This is a genomic window from Membranihabitans marinus, from assembly GCF_021729155.1.
GTDB classification, from domain to species: Bacteria; Bacteroidota; Bacteroidia; order Chitinophagales; family Saprospiraceae; genus Membranihabitans; species Membranihabitans marinus.
Window position 1 is genome coordinate 1 of record NZ_JAJQYA010000014.1, and the last position, 22524, is coordinate 22524.

Annotated in this window: 20 protein-coding genes; 1 reads left to right on the forward strand and 19 read right to left on the reverse strand. The window is 40.0% G+C overall.

What is annotated here, in order from left to right; translation table 11 throughout:
- Nucleotides 1–144 precede the first annotated feature (144 nt).
- The 18 genes from def to LVD51_RS10460 all read right to left on the reverse strand — a co-directional run bounded on the left by def (nt 145) and on the right by LVD51_RS10460 (nt 20124).
- Nucleotides 145–696 (reverse strand): peptide deformylase, encoded by a 552-nt coding sequence (def, locus tag LVD51_RS10375; protein ID WP_236971165.1) that lies wholly within the window; start codon nt 694–696, stop codon nt 145–147.
- Between the two features lie 3 nt (nt 697–699).
- The gene (gene ruvX, locus LVD51_RS10380) at nt 700–1113 is read right to left on the reverse strand and encodes a Holliday junction resolvase RuvX (protein ID WP_236971166.1); all 414 of its coding nucleotides are present in this window, start codon (nt 1111–1113) and stop codon (nt 700–702) included.
- 87 nt (nt 1114–1200) lie between these two features.
- Nucleotides 1201–2172 (reverse strand): Gfo/Idh/MocA family oxidoreductase, encoded by a 972-nt coding sequence (locus LVD51_RS10385; protein ID WP_236971167.1) that lies wholly within the window; start codon nt 2170–2172, stop codon nt 1201–1203.
- Nucleotides 2169–2759: an acyltransferase gene (locus LVD51_RS10390; RefSeq protein ID WP_236971168.1), complete on the reverse strand. Its 591-nt coding sequence runs from the start codon at nt 2757–2759 to the stop codon at nt 2169–2171. Before LVD51_RS10390 ends, LVD51_RS10385 begins: the two co-directional genes overlap by 4 nt.
- A gap of 66 nt (nt 2760–2825) precedes the next feature.
- Nucleotides 2826–4124, reverse strand: coding sequence for a sulfate adenylyltransferase subunit 1 (locus tag LVD51_RS10395; protein ID WP_236971169.1), 1299 nt, complete (start codon nt 4122–4124; stop codon nt 2826–2828).
- Nucleotides 4125–4187: 63 nt separating this feature from the next.
- Nucleotides 4188–5090 carry a sulfate adenylyltransferase subunit CysD gene (cysD, locus tag LVD51_RS10400; protein ID WP_236971170.1) on the reverse strand — a complete coding sequence of 301 codons (903 nt, stop codon included), beginning with the start codon at nt 5088–5090 and terminating at the stop codon, nt 4188–4190.
- Nucleotides 5090–5683, reverse strand: a complete 594-nt coding sequence (gene cysC, locus LVD51_RS10405) for an adenylyl-sulfate kinase (protein WP_236971171.1) — start codon at nt 5681–5683, stop codon at nt 5090–5092. The genes cysD and cysC overlap by 1 nt, the downstream gene beginning before the upstream one ends.
- 711 nt (nt 5684–6394) lie before the next feature.
- Nucleotides 6395–7864 carry a lipopolysaccharide biosynthesis protein gene (locus LVD51_RS10410; RefSeq protein ID WP_236971172.1) on the reverse strand — a complete coding sequence of 490 codons (1470 nt, stop codon included), beginning with the start codon at nt 7862–7864 and terminating at the stop codon, nt 6395–6397.
- A 9-nt stretch (nt 7865–7873) separates the two neighbouring features.
- Nucleotides 7874–8824 carry a UDP-glucuronic acid decarboxylase family protein gene (locus LVD51_RS10415; RefSeq protein ID WP_236971173.1) on the reverse strand — a complete coding sequence of 317 codons (951 nt, stop codon included), beginning with the start codon at nt 8822–8824 and terminating at the stop codon, nt 7874–7876.
- 139 nt (nt 8825–8963) lie between these two features.
- A complete protein-coding gene (locus LVD51_RS10420) occupies nt 8964–10274 on the reverse strand; it encodes a UDP-glucose dehydrogenase family protein (RefSeq protein ID WP_236971174.1) in 1311 nt (436 codons plus the stop codon).
- 53 nt (nt 10275–10327) lie between these two features.
- Nucleotides 10328–11290, reverse strand: a complete 963-nt coding sequence (locus tag LVD51_RS10425) for an SDR family oxidoreductase (RefSeq protein ID WP_236971175.1) — start codon at nt 11288–11290, stop codon at nt 10328–10330.
- Between the two features lie 45 nt (nt 11291–11335).
- Complete coding sequence (locus LVD51_RS10430) at nt 11336–12610, reverse strand: nucleotide sugar dehydrogenase (RefSeq protein WP_262912758.1); 1275 nt, start codon at nt 12608–12610, stop codon at nt 11336–11338.
- 7 nt (nt 12611–12617) lie between these two features.
- Nucleotides 12618–13571, reverse strand: a complete 954-nt coding sequence (locus tag LVD51_RS10435; RefSeq protein WP_236971176.1) for an NAD-dependent epimerase/dehydratase family protein — start codon at nt 13569–13571, stop codon at nt 12618–12620.
- Between the two features lie 291 nt (nt 13572–13862).
- The gene (locus LVD51_RS10440; protein ID WP_236971177.1) at nt 13863–14765 is read right to left on the reverse strand and encodes a glycosyltransferase family 2 protein; all 903 of its coding nucleotides are present in this window, start codon (nt 14763–14765) and stop codon (nt 13863–13865) included.
- On the reverse strand, nt 14762–15781 hold the full coding sequence (locus LVD51_RS10445) for a glycosyltransferase family A protein (RefSeq protein WP_236971178.1): 1020 nt from the start codon (nt 15779–15781) through the stop codon (nt 14762–14764). The genes LVD51_RS10440 and LVD51_RS10445 overlap by 4 nt, the downstream gene beginning before the upstream one ends.
- Before the next feature lie 68 nt (nt 15782–15849).
- Nucleotides 15850–18390, reverse strand: a complete 2541-nt coding sequence (gene bamA, locus LVD51_RS10450; protein WP_236971179.1) for an outer membrane protein assembly factor BamA — start codon at nt 18388–18390, stop codon at nt 15850–15852.
- 79 nt (nt 18391–18469) lie between these two features.
- Nucleotides 18470–19219 carry an isoprenyl transferase gene (locus tag LVD51_RS10455; RefSeq protein WP_236971180.1) on the reverse strand — a complete coding sequence of 250 codons (750 nt, stop codon included), beginning with the start codon at nt 19217–19219 and terminating at the stop codon, nt 18470–18472.
- Between the two features lie 182 nt (nt 19220–19401).
- On the reverse strand, nt 19402–20124 hold the full coding sequence (locus LVD51_RS10460) for a YebC/PmpR family DNA-binding transcriptional regulator (protein WP_236971181.1): 723 nt from the start codon (nt 20122–20124) through the stop codon (nt 19402–19404).
- A gap of 467 nt (nt 20125–20591) precedes the next feature.
- On the opposite strand from LVD51_RS10460, the gene aqpZ reads away from it, so the two are divergent.
- Nucleotides 20592–21275, forward strand: coding sequence for an aquaporin Z (gene aqpZ, locus LVD51_RS10465; protein WP_236971182.1), 684 nt, complete (start codon nt 20592–20594; stop codon nt 21273–21275).
- Nucleotides 21276–21614: 339 nt separating this feature from the next.
- On the opposite strand, the gene LVD51_RS19995 is transcribed toward aqpZ, so the two are convergent.
- A complete protein-coding gene (locus LVD51_RS19995; RefSeq protein ID WP_262912759.1) occupies nt 21615–21749 on the reverse strand; it encodes a hypothetical protein in 135 nt (44 codons plus the stop codon).
- Between the last annotated feature and the right edge of the window lie 775 nt (nt 21750–22524).

Consider the following 22524-nt stretch of genomic DNA (forward strand, 5'->3'; position numbering starts at 1 on the left):
CAAATGCCGTAAATCGGCATTTGACGATGGAACCGAGGCCACTGTGCCGAGGTATGACTGAGCTTATAAATTATAAACGTAATTCGTATAACTACTCTATCTACCAAATCACAATCCATAGAATGGAGAAATAGACCTCAGTCCTTATACAAATTTCATCTTGTAGTCCACACTGATTTTTCCCTTTCGGATTTTATCCAATTTCCTTCGCAAAATATTGCGCTTTAAGGGATTGATCTTTTCAATAAACAATACTCCATCGATATGGTCGTATTCGTGCTGGATAACTCTGGCGTTGACACCTTCAAACTCTTCTATCACCTCTTCCATATCTTCATTGAGATACTTTATCTTTAGTTTTCTAGGCCTCATAACATCGGCGCGTATATCGGGAATACTTAGACAGCCCTCTTCATAACTGAATTCTTCACCATACTCCTCCAATTTCTCGGCATTGATAAATACTTTTTTTATTCCTTCGGCCTCCTTTCCTTCTTCCATTATTTGAACCGTATCTACAATAAACAGTCTCAAACCTTGTCCCACTTGAGGGGCGGCCAAACCAACACCTGAAGCATTGTACATGGTTTCCCACATATTGGCAATCAATCGCTCCGTTACTTCATCCATCTCCTCAATCCGACGTCCTACTTTTTTTAATACTGGCTGCCCGTAGGCAAAAATCTCTAATATCATTCCCTAAATATGTTTTAAATACTCCTGTAATATAATGGCAGCGGCCACCTTGTCCACCAATGTCTTGTCCCGTCTTTTCTTCCTAGATCCCGCCACTTGATACACGACCTCTCTCGCTCTACGGGAGCTAAAGGTCTCATCTTGTAACAAATAAGGCAATTGAGGAAAAGTCTTTGCAAAATTTTTAACAAATTCCATGACCTTTACATGATGTTGAGCTGGAGTCTGTCCATCGGCCATAAATGGTTCTCCTACCACTACAAGCTCCACTTCTTCATTCTTAAAATACTCGGTCAAATAAGACATCAAATCTTTGGTTTCCACTGTAATCAATGGTGTAACAATGATTTGCAATGGATCAGTCACAGCCAATCCCGTCTTTTTGCTACCATAATCTATACTCATTATTCTGGCCATAACGCAAAAATAGGAATTAGATTAAAGAAAATAAGCATCCGCTTGATATTTTGAAATCTATACCGAGGGTAATCTCCTCCATTTCTACTATACAGAAAATGGATGAGGACTGTTGGGTAGCTGCCATAGAGGATGATTTGCCCGTCCATTCTCCAATTTTGACAACTCAATGTTGCGGATACTATGGACTAGATTGATCGATGGTTGGGCATCGGTAAGACCAAAACCTTGGCCAGACAATATCTTTTCGTAGGATACCGTGTGCAGATCTTCAAACCCATTGCTAAAATCCACAACTTGTCCATCGATTTCCAGCGAACGATAAGAATGTTGACTCCCCTCAGAAGCCACCGCATCTATATGACTGGGATTGATACTGAGAAAATATTGTACACTGGCGTTTTTCAATTCCAATTGCCCCCCCACTCTATCGTGGCTCCTCACAAAGACCTTGTGTTCAATCACCTCGCCAAAAACCCATATTAACATATCGAAAAAATGAATTCCTATATTGGTCGCTATCCCTCCTGACTTGTTTTCCTCTCCCTTCCAACTGGCATAATACCACTTTCCTCTAGGAGCAATATAGGTCAAGTTGATTTTCTGCTTTTTCCGACCTCTATCGAGGGACAAAGTTTGTTTTAACTGTAAAATTACCGGATGCCAGCGCAATTGTAATATAGTGTAAGCCCTTACATCGACTTGTTGCTCTATTTCAATTAAAGCATCCATATTCCATGGATTGAGGACAGTTGGTTTTTCACAAATCACATCAGCTCCATACCGCAAGCCGAATCTAATATGGGCATCGTGTAAATAATTGGGCGTGCAAATAACAATATAATCAATGGCCCTTCCCAGTCTTTTTAACTTCTCCAAATGCCGATCAAATCGCTCAAATTCTGTAAAAAATGAAGTATTTGGGAAATACCGATCCAAGATACCCACAGAATCAAAGGTATCCAAGGCAGCGACCAACTCGTGACCAGTATCGCGAATGGCTTTCATATGTTTAGGTGCAACATATCCCGCCGCACCCATTAAGGCAAACTGTTTCATATCTTGGGCTTTATCTGGTCAGCCACCAAGTGGTATTTTCTCTCACAATGAGGGCAGTGATATTCATCTTCTGTGCTCTGTTCTAGGTTTTGACCACATTGGCATATCCAAGCGGCAAAGCGAGCTGGTTGACCGATGACCAAGGCATAATCTGGAACATCCCGAGTCACCAAACCTCCTGCAGCTACCATGGCATACCTACCTATACTATGACCACAAACGATGGTGGCATTGGCACCAATAGTAGCTCCTAGGCCGATATGGGTAGGTGCAAAATTATTCTTTTGCTCTATAAAAGCACGGGGTCTGGTCACATTGGTAAAAACTACCGATGGTCCCACAAAGACATGATCTTCGAGACGGAGTCCGGCATAGAGAGATACATTATTCTGAATCTTACAACCCTGGCCCATTTCCACACCAGGTCCCACAAAGACATTTTGACCCAATATGCAATTTTCCCCCAACCGTGCACCGGACATAATGTGGCAAAAATGCCAAACTTTGCTTCCCGCACCGATATGTACACCACCATCTACAAAGGCAGACGAATGTACAAAAAAATCATCCTTGGGTTTTTCAGCCATAATCCACGGTTATGCAGACAATCAAAAAGACATTCTAAAAATCAAGCTATTGAAGCTTAGCCCCCATTATATTATCATACCTGCGGCTACGGTATTATTATTTCCTTCGTCGATTAAGATTATACTTCCTGTACTTCTATTCTTGCGATATGAGTCATAAAATATTGGCTTCGTAGTACGCAATACTACTCTACCTATATCATTCATTTTCAATTCGGGATTCTCCTGATCTCTATGCAGGGTATTGATATCCAATTTATATCTGATTTCTTTCACCAAACAACGCGCTTCATTCGTCGTATGCTGAATAATGTATTTGCCTTTAGCACGCAAGGGTTGATTGCTGTCAAACCAGCAAAGCATCACCTCAACATCTTGTGATACCGTCGGTTGATTATTGGGACGGACAATCATATCACCTCTTCCCAAATCCATATCGTCTTCCAACAATATAGACACTGATTGGGGTGGGAATGCACAATCCAATTCACCGTCAAAACTATCTATCTTCGCAATTTTGGTCGTAAATCCACTGGGCAACAACATTACCTCATCTCCTTTCTTAAATACCCCACCAGCTACTCGACCGGCATATCCTCTATAATCGTGAAATTCGTCATTGTATGGTCTCAATACCTGCTGAACAGGGAACCTGCTATCGATAAAATTGTGATCGCTGGCTATGTGGACATTCTCTAGATAATACATTAAAGTAGAACCTTCATACCAATCCATATTGGTAGATCGCGTCACTACATTGTCTCCATTCAATGCTGAGATAGGAATATAGTTGACATCTGATACATCCAACTTCGAAGAAAATTTTTCAAATGATTCTTTGATGCTTTCATATACAGACTCGCTATAATCCATCAAGTCCATCTTGTTGATACATACCAACAAATGGGGAATCTGCAACAACGAAGCAATGATGGCGTGTCTACGAGTTTGCTCTACCACACCATTACGAGCATCTATCAATATCAAAGCCACATTGGCTGTAGATGCACCAGTCACCATATTTCTAGTATACTGAATATGTCCTGGAGTATCCGCTATGATAAACTTTCGCTTAGGCGTAGAGAAATATCGGTAAGCCACATCGATGGTGATCCCCTGCTCTCTCTCTGACTTAAGACCATCGGTAAGCAAAGCCAAGTTCACTGATGTCTCTCCTCTGCGCTCACTGGCGGATTTGACTGCATCATATTGATCTTCGAAGATTGATTTACTATCATACAAAAGTCGACCGATTAGGGTAGACTTACCGTCATCCACGGAACCCGCGGTGGTAAATCTCAACAATTCAGTGTCTTCGTATTCCTGTTGTAAGTTATGATTGGTATTATTGTTATTATTATTCACGTATAGCTATTTGAAAGCATCCTTAATTTCGATGCGATGATTAAAAAGTAAATGGACAATTGACTAAAAGTATCCTTGTTTCTTGCGATCCTCCATGGCCGTCTCCGAACGTTTGTCATCGGTTCTTCCTCCTCGCTCTGTCATTCGAGTAGTGGCTACTTCTTCAATAATTTCTTCCACTGTTGAGGCTTCAGATGCCCACACTCCAGTACATGTCATATCTCCTATGGTTCTGCAACGCACCACCTGCTCCACAACTTCTTCATTGGGCTTTTTCTCGATATATTCCGAATCTGCCAACAACACACCATCACGCATAAAGACTTGACGTTTGTGTGCAAAATACAAGTTGGGCAATGGCACATTTTCTATAGCCAAATACTGCCAAACATCCAATTCCGTCCAGTTAGAAATAGGAAATACTCTGAAATGCTCGCCCATGTGTTTCTTGCCATTGAAAATATTCCAAAGCTCAGGTCTTTGATTTTTGGGATCCCACTGTCCAAATTCATCTCTGTGTGAGAAAAATCTTTCCTTGGCTCTGGCTTTTTCCTCATCTCTACGACCACCACCCAAGGCGGCATCGTATTTACCTTCCTCTAAGGACTCCAACAATACCGAGGTTTGCAATAAATTTCTACTGGCGTTCACACCTCTTTCTTCTACTATTTTTCCTTCATCGATGGCTGCTTGTACACTGCCCACTTTTAGGTTAAGGTTATATTTAGCAACCAAGTCATCCCTAAATTTAAGGGTCTCTGGAAAGTTATGTCCAGTATCGATGTGTAGTAAAGTAAAGGGTACTCGAGCCGGATAAAATGCTTTAACCGCTAGATAGACCATTAAAATACTATCCTTTCCACCGCTGAATAACAATACCGGATTTTGAAATTGCGCAGCTACTTCTCGCAAAACAAAAATTGATTCCGACTCCAGTTCTTTTAAATGATTAAGATGATAATCCATTATAACTTAATGTATTTTAACACGTAATTTAATAATATTTGGATATTAGATTCCTCGGATTCTTCTTCGGTATCCAAAACCAAATCAGGGTTTTCTGGCAAATCAAAAGGAGCGTCAATCCCAGTAAAATTTTTCAATTCACCTCCCAATGCCATTTTATAAAGTCCTTTAGTATCCCGTTGGATACAGGTTTCTACACTCGCTTTTACATGAATCAAATGAAAATCTGATGCCCCAATGGTTTCTTTGGCCAACTGACGCATGGATTGAAGAGGGCTGACAAAGGAACAAATGGTCACAATGCCATTGCGTACAAAAAGTTTGGCCAATTCCGAGATACGTCGAACATTTTCTTCGCGATCTGCTTCAATAAAGGTCAAGTCCTTACACAATCCACTTCTCACATTATCTCCATCCAATATGGTGGACAAATGATTCAATTTAAGCAGGGATTTCTCCAATTTTAGCGCTAGCGTACTCTTGCCACTACCCGACAGTCCGGTCAGCCAAAATACTGTACCCCGCTGCCCAAGGAAGTTTTCTTTTTCTTCTCTTGGTACAGAATTATTATAAATCGGATATATGTGCTCCATAATCGTTTGAAATACATGCTTAAAAATGCAAAAATAAAGGAATAATTGAGTCTTACTTAACCATTCTTATCAAATTATTTAATTTTCAATAAATAAGTCTCAAAATTATCCATAATTCATTTAATATCAACATTATAAACCAAATTCAATTAATCGAAGAATTAATAACATATGTATTTTATAATGCCTTTTAGGATTTTGAATGTCCGATCGAAATGTAAAGCATCGAAGATCGTTAATCGACCTTCGGTGAGAACGACCGAAAGCTGTACGAAGTACCCAATCCATAAAATATGGATTGGATAATTTGTACTTCATTCAATCATGCCTCTACATTAAATCATAATATAGCCGACAATTATAAATGTATTTAGTATAAATTATACGATTTACATTTTATGATAACGGAAAAGATTTTGAAAATATTTGAAGATAGACGAGGCAAAAAACACAGGCATAGCCGTAGCTACGGTGTGATTGAGTAAAGTTGCCAGAATGGCAACCAAAGGTCGTAAATCGACCTTTGACGAAGGAACCGAGGCCACTGTGCCGAGGCGTGATTGCCCTGGAATTCCTTGTTAAGATACTACCAGTATAGCATTACGTCTTAATCCACAATATTTAAGCCGCAATGCATTGCGGCTCTACAATAGATCGAAAGATTTCCGTTAATTATAAATGTAATTCGTATTACTCCTCAAAATTGAATGGTTAATCAATTCTCATTAGAACTTGATTCACCATGGATATTGCCATTGATCTAATCTCGCCTACCAATCTCGGCATCCCTATCCAGGCCACTGTAGCTACCAGTAGTCCATACCCCATCCCAAACACTAAACAGTGTAACAAAGGTGAGGGAATTACATCGTAAATAAAGAACTTATAAAAGCCGTAACATAGAACACCAATTACAATAGGCATAATAATAACCACAATTATGTCTTGAAATTGTTGAAACAAGGCATACTTTATAAACCGTCTACTGTAAAAAGCATTTAGATACAATTCTATAACCCCATACCCAATCTGAAAATACAACAAGCCGTAGATGCCGTAGGGAAAAATAATCAACAAGCCCAGAACCAATAAAATTTTCTTAATCACCTCCAATCGCAAATATAAATCACTGCGACCGAAGACCTTTAACAAGGTCATGTTATAGGCCTGCAAAGGTTGCAATAAGCCCACCACACAGAGCAATTGAAAATAAGGCACTGCCGCCAACCATTTATCGGTCAACAAAAAGACAAATAAATTTTCTGCCATAATATACACGAAAACCAATGCTGGAGTCAGAATCAAATAGACCATGGATAATAATTTCTTATAATTTTGTTTTAGGAATTCATCATCTGACTGCATCTTGGAAAACAAGGGAAAAATTATCTTATTCGTACTCGACACCAATAAACTGGGCAGAAAATTTTGCATCGCATAAGCCCTATTGTACAATCCCAATACCGAGGCCAAGTACATTTTGCCTATCATTAAATCATAGATATACTTAAAAAATGTCTGTAACAAGGAGGACAAAGCCAACTTATAACCAAAATCGAAGTGCTGTCTTCCCCTTTCCCCGTCAATGATGAATCTCGGTCGCCAATCCGACCAGAGATAGACAAACACAGCAGTCAAAATCGATTGTGTGAGATACATATACAACAGGGACCACAGTCCATAATCATTGTAGGCCATTATTACACCGACACCGCCACTGATGACCAGAGCTGGAGATTGCACCACAAACAAGGTCTTGAATTGAAGTTCCTTTATCCAGATGGTCCAATGAACACTGTAGAGGGATCCGATAATCAGTGACGTCCCCAACAATCGAATAATCAAAGTGAGCTCTTCAGCATTAAAAAAATCAGCTATCCAAGGAGAAGCAACAAAGAGTAATCCATAGAGAAAGATACTGGATACAAGATTGATTACAAAAACCGTAGAATAATCGCGTTCATTGACCTCTGTTGACCGGATCAAAGAAGCCGTCATCCCCGATCCTACTAAACTCTGACCAATTTCCACAATAATGATTACGATAGCAATTAAACCAAAATCTTCGGGCAATAACAATCGCGCCAAGACAATATTTAAAACAAATCTAAACCCCCTGTTGAAAAATTGCTCCAGGAGGACAAATAACAGACTAGAAATGCTTTGTTTTTTCAGCGACACATTACAATTTTACATAAAAATTTTGTCTCTAAAATAAGATAAAGTATACTGTAACCCTTCATCCAATCCAATTCTCGGCCACCAATTTAGAATTTCATTAGCTTTACTAATATCTGGTCTACGGCGTTGGGGATCGTCTTCGGGCAAAGGTAAATGCACGATGTCAGAAGAGGAGTTGGGGGATAAAGAGCGTATTTTACGAGCCAATTCTATTATGGTAATTTCATCGGGATTGCCGAGATTAATCGGCAGATTATACGGCACTTCCAACAAACGAACCACCCCTCGAATCAAATCGTCGACATAACAAAAAGACCTCGTCTGTTCTCCATTGCCATAGATGGTCAAGGATTCTCCCAACAATGCCTGAGCCAAAAAACTAGGTAGGGCCCTGCCATCTTTCACCCTCATCCTCGGTCCATAGGTGTTGAATATCCGAGCGATTCGGCAGTCGATCTTGTGTACTTTGTGGTAGGCCATGGTCATGGATTCTTGAAACCGTTTGGCTTCATCGTAGACTCCCCTCGGCCCAATAGGATTGACATTGCCCCAATATTCTTCAGTCTGGGGATGAACCAATGGGTCTCCGTATATTTCTGAAGTAGAGGCAATCATAAATCGCGCTCCTTTGGCCCTGGCCAGCCCCAGTAAATTATGGGTCCCAAGTGATCCTACCTTTAAGGTCTGAATGGGCATTTCCAAGTAATCTATGGGACTTGCTGGAGAGGCAAAGTGCAATATCACATCGAGATCGCCAGCTACATGTACGTACTTGGAAACATCCTGCTCGTAAAAATCAAAATTGACTTCGGAAAACAAATGAGCTATGTTGTCTACACTTCCAGTCACCAGATTGTCCATGGCGATTACGTAATACCCTGCCTCCGAGAAATAATCACAGAGGTGAGAGCCCAAAAATCCTGCGCCTCCTGTGATTAATATTCTTTTTTGTCTAGACATTATTACTTTTTTTTAAAGCAGAAAAAAAGCCTAGGCTCTACGTAAATATAACCGACAATTAAAAATTCATTTGGTATTACAGCAAAAACTTGTAATTCGTATAAACCATTATCGATCCTATCCTCTACATATCGGGCTGCTAGGTCGTCGACCGTCCAATACTCTCGTAGTGTATCCCCATTTCGCGCATAAAATCAACTTCATATAGATTTCTACCATCGAAAATCACTGGAGATTTCAACAATTGTTTGATCACCGAGAAACTAGGCGTTCTAAACACACTCCATTCCGTGACAATCGCTAGGGCATCGGCTTCGATCAAGGCTTCGTATTGGTCGGAACAAAAACTAATTTTATCCCCAAATATCTTTTTGACATTGTCCATAGCTTCTGGATCATAAACTTTAACTCCAGCTCCCAATGCCAACAATTTTTCAATAATATAAATGGCTGGAGCTTCTCTGATGTCATCGGTATTGGGTTTAAATGCCAATCCCCATACTGCTATAGTCTTACCGGTAATATCGCCGCCGAAATAGTCTACAATTTTATCGACCAACACCTGTTTTTGTCTTTTATTGACATCCATAACGGCATTGAGGATCTGGAAATCGTATTCGTTGACCTCAGCAGTCTTGGCCAAAGCTTGAACGTCTTTAGGGAAACACGATCCACCGTAGCCCACTCCAGGGAATAGGAATCTTTTCCCTATTCTAGAGTCCGACCCTATCCCTATGCGAACCTGATCTACATTAGCTCCTACTTTCTCACAGAGATTCGCGATTTCATTCATAAACGATATCTTGGTAGCCAAGAAACTATTGGCTGCGTATTTAGTCATTTCAGCCGATCGTTCATCCATAAAATAAATGGGATTCCCCTGTCGCACAAATGGCTTGTACAGTCGTTCCATAATTTTCTTGGCTCTTTCCGACTTGGTACCGATGATAACCCTTTCTGGACGCAAAAAATCTTCTACAGCTACCCCTTCCCTCAAAAACTCGGGATTGGACACTACGTCAAACAAGTTCGTATCCAAATTCTTTGCCAAGGCTTTGTGCACTTCATCAGCCGTACCCACTGGCACAGTACTCTTATCGATAATTACAGAATAACTGGTAATTAAATGAGACAATTCTTCGGCCACACCCAAAATATAGGACAAATCCGCTGAACCGTCCTCTCCAGGAGGTGTAGGCAATGCCAGAAAAATAACATCGGCATTCTGGATACCTGTGGCCAAGTCAGTAGTAAAACTCAATCGCTTTTGCCTAGAATTTCTCTCGAATAGCAACTCTAAACCCGGTTCGTAAATGGGTACTTCCCCATTCTTCATTCGATTGACTTTATCTTCATTTACATCAATACATACCACTTGATTCCCAGTCTCAGCAAAACAAGTACCTGTAACCAATCCTACATATCCAGTTCCTACTACAGCTATATTCATATTACAATAAACAGTTAATTTTTTATAAGAGAAATGTCCTTTGTGTGAACACCTTAATTTACTTTTGAAAAATAATTCTTTAAATAGGCTACCGTCAATTTCAACCCAGTTTCGATATCCACACTTGGTGAATAATCCAATAGGGTTTCAGCCTTAGAAATATCGGCCAAACTATGGGGGATATCCCCAGGTCTCTCAGGCCCATATTGCACTTCGATATTTGTCCCCAAAACAGTATTGATCATGGCCCACAATTCGTTGAGATTCGTCCTATATCCACAAGCCACATTGTACACTTGATTATATGCCGTAGATTCTTTTGAAAACAAAGCATTGATATTGGCCTGCACGGCATTGTCCACATAAGTGAAATCCCTACTAAAACTGCCGTCGCCATTAATGGTTGCAGGCTGACCGGACAAGGCGGCCTGAACGAATAAAGGGATCACAGCTGCATAGGCACCTTTGGGACTTTGATAGGGGCCGAAAATATTAAAATAACGCAGACCAAACATCTCCATATCGTAAAGAGCACCGAAGTTGTCGGCATATAGTTCAGACACTTTTTTGGTAACCGCGTATGGGGACAATGGTCGTCCTACCCTACTTTCTACCTTGGGCATATTGGCTTCATCTCCGTAGACAGAAGAACTAGAAGCATATACCACTCGCTTAATGTCCAAGTCTCTGGCCGCCGTAAATACATTTAAAGTACCAGTAATATTGTGATCGTTGGTCAACACCGGATTTTTAATCGATCTAGGCACCGATCCCAGTGCAGCTTGATGACATATGGCATCTCCTCCGCTGAATACCTTAAGACAAGTATCCATATTTCTAATATCTCCTTCGACAAATTCCAAACGATGATCGTCTAATATATCGGCTAGATTTTCGATATTTCCCGTCAAGAGGTTGTCCAAAACAGTTACTTTTTCTACATCCTCTCTACGCAATAAGGCACGCGCGATATTGGATCCAATAAAACCCGCACCGCCTGTAATAATTATTTTCATATCGAAATATCGTTGATTTTTTAATATTGTACTAATCGTTTATAATTACAATCTTGCCTGACTTAATTTTTTATCCCAAAACCCTTTCACGTCATATATCAAGGTATTTCCGTTTAGGGAGATAGGATCAATAGATTCAAATGCCCGGTGTGAAACACACAACACAATACAATCGTAGTGGTTCAAATCCGGCAAGTCCTCCAACAAATCTATAGCCAGCTCTTGTGATACTTGACTTGGATCAGCCCAAGGGTCATAGACGTCGATGGCCAAATCATAATCGGCCAATTCACGATAAATATCTACAGCCCTTGTATTTCTTATATCGGGACAGTTTTCTTTAAACGTAATCCCCAATTGCAATATTTTTGAGTTTTTAAGCGAAAGGTCATTTTTCACCATCAACTTTATGATTTCCTGGGCTACAAAACTCCCCATTCCATCGTTAATGCGTCGTCCAGCCAATATCATTTCAGGATGATACCCTACTTCCTGAGCTTTTTGTGCCAAATAATATGGATCTACTCCTATACAATGTCCGCCGACCAAACCCGGTCTAAATGGCAAGAAATTCCATTTACTCCCAGCGGCCTCTAGGACTTCAATGGTATCGATATTTAGCTTATTAAATATCTTGGCCAATTCATTGACAAAGGCAATATTGATGTCTCTCTGACAATTTTCAATGACTTTGGCCGCCTCGGCCACTCGAATGGAAGCCGCTCGATATGTACCTGCGGTAATAATGGAGCGATAGACTTCATCGATCTTCTCTGCTACTTCCGGCGTGGATCCCGCTGTGATTTTGACGATTTTGGTCAACGTATGTTGTTTATCCCCCGGGTTGATTCTTTCTGGACTATACCCTACAAAGAAATCTTTATTGAACTCTAATCCCGATTCCACACTCAATATCGGAACACATTTTTCCTCTGTTGCTCCTGGATATACCGTCGATTCATAGACCACTATATCTCCTTGCTTCAAGACCTGGCCTACCGTAGTGGAAGCCGAAATCAATGGGCCGAAATTGGGTTTTTTATTAGAATCCACTGGTGTAGGTACGGTGATAATATAAAAATTGCAATCCCCGATATCATTGAGCTCACAAGTCAAAGTCAACCCACTTTCCTCAGCCTCACTTCCCAGGACTTCTCGAAGCTCTTCTTCCTCCACTTCCATGGTACTATCATGAAATCCATTTAACTCAGCTACGCGCGATGATTGAATATCAAAACCGACAACAGGATATTTTTTGGCAAATTCCACTGCCAAGGGCAAGCCGACGTAGCCCAAACCAATAATTCCAATTTTCAACATATAATTTTTATTTATTACTGGAAGGAACGAGGAGTTCTTGGTTGTTTAGTATAAAATGATTAGAAAAAGTATACACTTCATTAATCAGCGCTTCCTCAATTTTATTCTCAGTCAATAACCGAGCATCATTTACTTCCAAGCTAGGCACTTTTTGGCCTTGATTAATATGAATATACTCCAAATTGGGGATAATTTCTCTTAATATAAATCGTATTTGATTAATGCTAATATTAAAATCTACTAGGTTGTGAATTTTCAAACCGTATCCGGGTTTTTTACCCGTTGGCAATGTATTCATCAAGGCTTTTGACAGTGAATCGATATGGATAAATGGTCGCTTTTGTTCCCCATCTCCATAGATCTTTATTTTCCCATAACACAGGGCTTCAAATATAAATCGATTGATAACAGAATCCAATCTCACCGCTCTGTTGTAGCCGTAAACATTCCCTATCCTCAATACATCGACGATCATCCGATTGGCCAATAATTGAATAAATTTTTCTGCTTCCCGCTTCGATCGACCATAAGCATTCATAGGATTGGGTTCCATCAATTCATTTTCCACATGGTGAAAACCATACACAGAGGCTGTACTCAAAAAGATAAATTTTTGAACTCGAGTATTTTTCTCTAAACACTGAACCAAATTGGCCGTCCCCCAAAGGTTGATCTGCTCGTACTTCAAACTATCTTCATGACTGTATGGTGACTTTACCACCCCGGCCAAATGGTAAATAGCATCTATGTCCTGGAGCACTCGCATTAACTCAATGTGATTGAGAATGTCGCCTTGAACAAACTCCACTTTATCTAATTTAACTCCGTTAAAGAAAAAACGAATATTGTTGTGCGACATGTTATCGTATATCACAATACGCTTAACTTCTGGATTTTGATGCAGGGCTTCAACCAAGGATGTCCCTATATATCCAGCCCCTCCTGTTACTAAAATATTCATATTCTAATAGTTATCAATTTCAAACGAAGATACACTATCCTAAACAATTCAATAGAAGTCTTTTAATAATTTTATTTTTTACAATACCTTCTATAGAGGAAATAAATATCGTCGTTTTTCATACGATACAAACTCACAATTGCCTCTAATCTTGCGATTTAAATAAGTCTAACCTGGGTTTAAAACAACAATAATTTAACATACTATAATGATACCTCGTCATGCCTCAGGGGGTGAATTCAGTCATGCTCAGTCATCTCAATTTCCATGGATTTTCAAAAAAACCACAGACTAATCCAAATATTGAAACTCCCCCTTCTGTTTCCGGCTTCTGTATATTCGAGGATATTTAACCATCATTCTCGTGACTGCTATACATAAATATCTGATCTCTTTGACCTGACCTCGACGAAGACTCCCTATCAATACTTTAACCACATCATAACCGAACTTCAATACGGCCTTTATCCATCCATCATTGACATTTTTTAATCCCACCATAAAATAACGCTCATAGTCTTGGGGTGATTCAACCTTCTGACGTGAATGACGATCCAAATGATACCCCTTGACAGACGTATTGACCACAACGGATAGACCGGCATGGTGAAGGCGGTGAATATAATCATTGTCCTCACCATAGAGGAAAAAGAGAGGATCAAATCCCCCTACTCTGCGAATGGTAGCCATTGGTAAATACCAAAAAGCAGCATTGACAAATTGAACCAACAAAAGATGATGGTGATCACGGTAATACCTATTTTCATCCAACGCCCGACGAATATAGGACTCGAAATATACATCCAAAGTTTCTCCATCGCTGTAATGCATAGGAGACAGTACTCCTATATCGGGATATTGCAGAGATGTTTGTCGCAAACCGGTCAACATTGTTGGAGTGGATACCGTATCTTGATTGACCAACAGGACGGCTTCATATGCATTATCTCGCGCATATCGCAATCCCTGGTTATTGGCCTGTCCAAAACCCAGATTTTCAACATTGGATAACAATTCGATGTCCTTGCCAAAAGTTTGAAGAATGGACAAGGTACGGTCTGTTGAATGATTGTCGACAACTAAAACATCACAGCCTTCCATGTCCAATAACGAGGAAATACAGGCCTCTATATACTGCTCACCGTTATAGGACACTACTATGGCTAGGGTTAGATTTCCGCCATCTGCCCTCATATTTCTTTTAATTTTCGATTTAGGAATCTAAATCTCGACGCCAGTACATAACTCAATGCCTTGCCCAAGATCTTTTGCCCCAAAGAGGTAGTGACAAAAATAGGCCAAATCCCTAAAAACACTTTCATGGCTGGCGTTAAAGGAAGATCGTGGGAGGTACAAAACCCATGGCCCCGCTCGATGGCCCGACCTTGATTGCGACTCAACAGATAGGCGAAAAAATAAAACAATCGATAAGTATAACTATGGATCAAAAAAGAATTTTTCACATCCATATTGTCATAAATCTCCTGTAGTGTTTGATACATGATGTCTATTTCTTCCGAGGTCAACACTTTGGACTTGCTGATTCTATTGGTTTCATCGTGAATGCGATACATTACATCATGTGGTCGATCGCTAGCGCATTTGACCTTATATCCAGCCATCATATACCGAATATAAAAATCCCATTCTTGCCAACGAGGCATAGATTCTCTAAACCATATGCCATTTCCATTTCTCCAGATATTCCGAATAAATCCTCCATTCACAGTCCACAAATTCTGAAGCAAAAATCCAAAATATTCTTCTTGTCGACCATAGTCAACCTTAGCCATCATAGTTATATTGTCTATATTCTCCCGAAAAAGAGCTGAAGAAAACATCCAAGCATCACAATCGGCATGATCTTGTACAAATGCAATGCGATTCATTAAACAATGAGGCAACAATAAATCGTCAGAATCTAAGAAAATCACATAATCGCCTTGGGCAAGATTCAACCCAATATTGCGACAAGTATTACTGCCCTTGGGTTGACGTGCTCTCTTGTACAACTTAAATCTGTCATCATCGGCGACAAATGACTGAATTGAGGCAAATACCTCATCTTCGGAACCATCATCCACAACAATGCACTCCCAATACACATAGGTTTGTTCTCGGACAGACGTCAGGGTCTGCCGCAACAATTCCTTCCTATTCCAGGTCGGTATAATGATGGATACTAAAGGATAAGCTGTGGACTGGGTCATGTATCTACTATATTCAACAAACCAATATACAGCAATCCAGAGAAAAAATCTAATTGCAGTTATACCATCTACTCAGGCTCAAACCCTAACAAGATCTGGAATTTTCCAAAATCTGTAAACTTGGCATCGGTAGCTTGTAAATTCGGTTTATCCCAACCAATACCGTAATCAAATCCAATCAAACCAAACATTGGCAAGAAGACACGAAGTCCCAAACCTGTAGATCGTTTAATATTAAATGGATTGAAAGCAGTAAAACTATTAAAGGCATTACCCCCTTCCAAAAAGGCCAAGGCATAAATGGTAGAACTCGGATTAAGTGAGAATGGATATCTCAATTCCAAGGTATATTTATTGTACACACTAGATCCGGTAATGGTAGAACCATCTAAGGTTACCGCGGGGAAATTACTGGATTCATACCCCCTCATATTCACACGATCTTGTCCGGTAATTACATAATTGGACGACAATGGTTCTGCACCAAAATCGAATCTCTCAAATGGAGAATCCCCAATTTCACTATTATAATGACCTACAAAACCTAGTTTTGCACTAGCTTTGACAACAAATTTTCCAAAGACTTGTCTATACCATTCTGCCTTTATATTCCACTTGTGATACTCTACCCATTTGTATTTATCTTGAGGTTCCAGTCCCGCATAAGTTTTGTCATTTAACAAACTATAAGGCGGAGTCAACTGAATGGCCAAACTAAAGGTTGCACCCTCTGTAGGGAAAATGGGTTCATATATAGTACTTCTAGCGATAGTGGTTTCTAGATATACGTTGTTGTATTCCCCATTGGAAACCGAAGTTCCGTCCAACAATCTAAAGACCGAACCGTAGTTATTGATGTTGATCTTCTGATAATTCAGGGTATTGTTGATAATAAAGTTTTCATCCGGCCATTTCAACGGAGATCCCAATCCCAAGGTCAACTGGGACATGGTCAAGTATTGACTGATCTGAAGTACACTTGAATATTTGGTATGGTAGGCCGCCAATGTAAAAGAATTGGGACGCTTACCCCCCATCCATGGTTCGGTAAATGAAAAATTATAAGACTGGTAATAATTACCATTGGATTGTGCTCTCACACTCAGCTTTTGTCCATCACCAGTAGGGAGAGGATGCCATGCTTCTTTGTTGAAGATATTCCGCAGTGAAAAGTTGTTAAAGGTCAGACCTAAAGTACCAATCAACCCCCCACTAGTACCGTAGTACTGATCTGCAGGCTGGTAACCGGCCGACAATTCCAATTGGTCAGAAGATTGTTCCTCGACATCGTATTCTATATCCACTGTACCTCGCTGCTCATTAACCGGGGTATTGATACCCATGGTCTCTTGATTAAAATAGCCCAAGGCCAAGACCTTTCTTTGTGATCGAATAATATCAGATCGACTAAATTTTTTGCCTGGCAAAGTGGTCAATTCTCTTCTGATTACGTGTTCGTGAGTTCTGTCATTTCCAGTAATCACTACTTTGTCAATGGTTGCTTGAGGTCCTTCAAAAATTCGAATCTCTATATCTACCGAATCTTGCTCTACCGCTGTTTCGATAGGATTGGCAGAGAAAAACAAATAACCGTCATCCATATACAATGCAGACACGTCATTTCCATCCAAGGAGAAGCTCAACCTCTTGGTCAATTCTTCGAGATTGTAAAGGTCTCCCTTTTTCATTCCCAGCACACGGCTCAATTGATCGGTACTGTAAAGGGTATTCCCCTTCCATCCAATTTGACGGATATAATACTGATTGCCTTCTTCTACTTCAATATCAATGACCATATCGCCATCTGGCTCTCGACTGATGGAATCGCTCAATATTTTTGCATCTCTAAAACCAAGAGATTGGTAATAGGTGATGATTTTCTTTTTATCGTCTTCGTACTTTCTTTTTATCCACTTGGAAGAAGCAAACAATTTTCTTTTGGTTTTGGTATCCTCCAATTGTTTACGGAGTTTTCTATCGGACACCAAGGAATTGCCTTTAAAATTGATATCTTGGATTTTCACTTTACTGCCCCGATCGACATTGATCTTCAGTTGCACTCCATTTTCCAATTTTTCTTCTTTGACTTGGACCATTTCGACTTCTGCATCCAAGAAACCTTTCTCCGTATAATATCTTTTAATGGCACTTGAGGCCTTAGTTGTAGCACTTTGGGTCACAATTCCTCCTTTGACTAAGAAAGGCTCCACGGCCTCTTTGAGGTCATCTTCCTGAGATTTTTTAATGCCTACAAAATCAAATCGAGTCAATCTCGGTTTCTCCGTCACTCGAATTTCTAAAAAGATTACCTTATCTATGACCTTTCGCTGAACAATTTGAATATCTGAAAACAAATTCAATTCCCATAGGTTGTTGAATGCTTCTTGGACATCGTCGGGGAGATTCAATTTTCCTCCTTCTTTTATGCCAGCTACTACTTTGAGGGCCTTGGGATCGGTATGCTCTGATCCAACGATGGTTACTTCCCCAACTTCATAACGCTCACCTTCTTCCAATGCTTGACTATAACCAGTCAATGGCGACCATATCATCAAGATAAAAGCCAATAGGAGAGTTAAAAAATGTATCTTCTTAGTGTCGAATTTCATATAAATAAGTGCTTTACTTCACGTTAAAACGAAACATGTATTCCGCTTTTTTTTAGTTTGTTGTACATTTAACATATTCTTAAACAATCTGCTCCCCGGTTTTTCCAAATCGCCTCTCCCTGTTTTGAAAAGCTATAATTGCTTCAAAAAAGTCTTCCTTCGTAAACTGAGGCCACATCTTTTCTGTAAAGAAAAATTCAGTATATGCACACTGCCACAACAAAAAATTACTTAAACGCATTTCACCACTGGTCCGAATCAATAATTCGGGATCAGGCATAAAATGGGTCGCAAGGTAATTAGAAATCATTGATTCTGTTATATCTTCTGGTTTAATTTTATCATCTACGGCATCTGCTACCATAGATTGTATGGCATTTTTGATTTCCCATCTACCGCTATAATTGAGTGCCAGAGTCAAATCCATATGACTATTTTCTTTGGTATCTTCTATCCCAGACATCAAGGCATCATATGTTTTGGAAGGCAATTGACTCAAATCGCCTATTGCTCGCAGTCGAATATTGTTTTTGTTTAGGGTTTCTATTTCGCGGTGAATCGTCTCTACCAATAATGACATCAAGGCATTGACTTCGATCTTGGGTCGCGACCAATTTTCGGTAGAGAAAGCGTATAGAGTCAAATATTTCACACCTATTTCTGCCCCTGCTTCGGAGATGGCTCTTACGGCCCGCACACCATTTCTATGGCCAAAAATCCTGGTTTTTCCCATATTTTTGGCCCACCTACCATTGCCATCCATTATTACGGCAACATGTTTGGGCAGTGGGTTATCTTTTATCCTATTTTTTAATTCCAAATGATCCATCTTGGGATTTGACGCGAAAATAATAAACTAATTCCAGAAACACTTCATCCAGCATTCTATCACAAACCTTTACACCGCAAAGTTCACTTTATTTTTGACATTGAAAAGAAAATATTTTCTACACAGCTATTCAACAACGACATAGGATATTCTTTAATGTCTTCTATGAACACGACACTTACTTATTCTAGGTTATGAAAAACACTTTGTACATCGTCGTCTTGTTCCAAACGATCGATCAATTCCAATACCTCATCGACCTCGGCTTCGGACAATTCTTTGGTAAATGAAGGAATTCTCTCCAATTCCGATTTCTCTACGGCGTAGCCCACTTCTTCTAATCCCGACTGCATAGTACCGAAATCGGTAAACGCCACATAGGCTTTATAAAATTGACCTTCTTCCGTCTCTTCTAGCTCCAATTTTTCCAATCCATAATCGATTAACTGCAATTCAGCTTCTTCGACGTCTGATATTTCTTCCTCTTTAATGTAAAAAACTCCTTTGCGATCAAAAATAAAATCGTGCATTCCTGAAGTCCCCAAGGATCCACCTTTTTTATTAAAACAAGCCCTTACATTGGCTACGGTTCGCTGGGGATTGTCGGTGGCTGTTTCTACGACGATGGCCACACCGTGTGGTCCCATGCCTTCGTATGTGATCTCTTCATATCCCGAGGTATCCTTATCTGTTGCTTTTTTAATAGCGGCTTCCACCTTGTCCTTTGGCATTTGAACGGACTTGGCATTCTGGATGGCTCGCTTGAGTTGAATATTGGAATCGGGATCAGGTCCACCTTGCTTTACAGCGATTGTAATCTGTCTGCCAGCCTTAGAAAATTGCTTGGCCATCTTGTCCCATCTTGCAAATTTGGTTGCCTTTCTATATTCAAATGCTCTTCCCATGATATTTTAAATTTATTTCGCAAAAATAGTATTCCTTTTTGAGTTATGCCATTCACAGTTAATTATTTCGGCTCAATAGACGATAAATTTCATACCCAGATCAATGATTACAGTAAAAAAATATACAATAGTGTAAATTCCCCACAAACACCGCCTACTCTACATCATACTTACATTTATTTTGATTTGATAAAGTATTTTTTTCATTAAAATACAAAAAATAAGGCATTCACCTGTGACGAGGGGACTTAGTTATAGTCTCAATACCGATTAACATCTAGAAATAACGCTGGTAAATATTCTTAGAGTATCACATAGTTTGAATAAACACGAGGAGATTTCAAACCAATAATTTAAAGAAAATTATCCTTAATGAACACATTCATTACCATCCATTGAACATAGACAAAAGTTAATAGAGGCCATCACGATGTTTTTATTTATTCACAAATCATAACACGCATACAATGAAAAAATTTATTGCTGAATTTATTGGAACCCTGTGGTTGGTATTGGGGGGATGTGGCAGTGCGGTATTGGCTGCAGCTTACCCCGAACTGGGTATAGGGTTCGCAGGAGTAGCCTTGGCATTTGGTCTTACTGTATTGACCATGGTCTATGCCATAGGTCATATTTCCGGTTGCCACCTCAATCCGGCGGTATCTATCGGACTATGGATAGGGGGACGATTTGACAAAAAAGATCTTATTCCATATATCATTGCCCAGGTCTTAGGAGGAATCGCGGGGGCGGCCATACTATACCTTATAGTCAGTGGGAAAGCCGGATTTGAGATTGGTGGCTTTGCCTCCAACGGCTATGGAGAGCACTCCCCCGATGGCTATTCTATGACTTCTGCACTGGTCACAGAAATCACCATGACCTTTTTCTTTCTTATTATCATATTAGGCGCCACACACCCCAAAGCACCCCAAGGAATGGCTGGCTTAGCCATTGGACTCGGACTTACCCTAATCCACCTTATCAGTATACCTGTCACCAACACCTCAGTGAATCCAGCCCGTAGTACAAGTCAGGCTATTTTTGCAGGAGATTGGGCCTTGGGACAATTATGGTTGTTTTGGATTGCACCCATCATAGGGGCGGTGATAGCGGGAGTCGTTTATAATTTTATATCACCCAACGAGTAAAAACAAGAATTCCTATTCAAGTATTTTTTATATACTTTTTCATAATTATTCCCATCTTGATGTGCATTGATTGTCGACACAAAATCAATGCACATTTTTTTGTGATATACCAGTCAGCATTTCCGGCTTGATCGCACCGTAGGTTGATAGCAAATTACCGAGGCGTTATCTTCTAATTATTTTTGATGACACGACCGAATGTAGTTCGAAGAACCGTAGACCTTAAATAGGTCTACGATGAGGGAGCCACGACCACTGTGTCGTGGGTGTGAACGAGCGAAATACGAAGTATAATTGTCAGAACATGATGGAAAACATGTTGTGATATTCAAGATAATCCTAGCCCAAATCATAGACAGCATCTTGTTCACTCTTATCAGTCCTGTGGAGGATTCGTCCCACTTCGATAAAACTTCGAATCAAGAACTTAGCCTCACCTAATTGGAATGCTGCATAGGCTATCGTGCTGATCATTCTATCTTACCAATCCTGTTCAGACCACTTTGCTTCGGCGTGGTTGCACCGTATGTCGATAGGATTTCATGGAATCTCGTCGCAGCGCAGTGGCTGCGACTTCTCTCGCCAGAGCCCGATTTACGGGCTCTGGTGCTGCGCACTTTGCTCGTTCACCCCGGCGTGTGAACGAGCAAAATACGTAGTATAATTGTCAGAACATGATGGAAAACATGTTGTGATATTCAAGATAATCCTAGCCCAAATCATAGACAGCATCTTGTTCACTCTTATCAGTCCTGTGGAGGATTCGTCCCACTTCGATAAAACTTAGGATCAAGACCTTCTACAAAGTTCTGTGCAGCGACCTCAAAGATTATCTTGACCATCCTTTTATCATATTAATCCTGTTCAGACAAAGGGCTGCGTCATGGTTGCACAGTATGTCGCAAGGATTTCGCCTTAATTTATTATGTCGTCCTTTCAGGACTTGTATTTATACCATATCCTAAGACAGGACTTCGTCCTGCCCTGACATATTACGTCCTTTCAGGACTTTTCTATGAATAAATACGAACTGTTAATATCTATAAATTTCCTTTTCATAGAATAAAATAAACTTAAAATCTGATTGAATCATTGATCGAAAAATTTTGATAATACACAATAAAACAATTCTTTACATTCGTTTTCATATAGACACTTGTAATTAAACAATAATCTTATATTGAGAGGATAAGTCCCGAAGGAGACGACATATGTTAGCGATGGAAGCATTCCATCGTAAAGTTTGTTT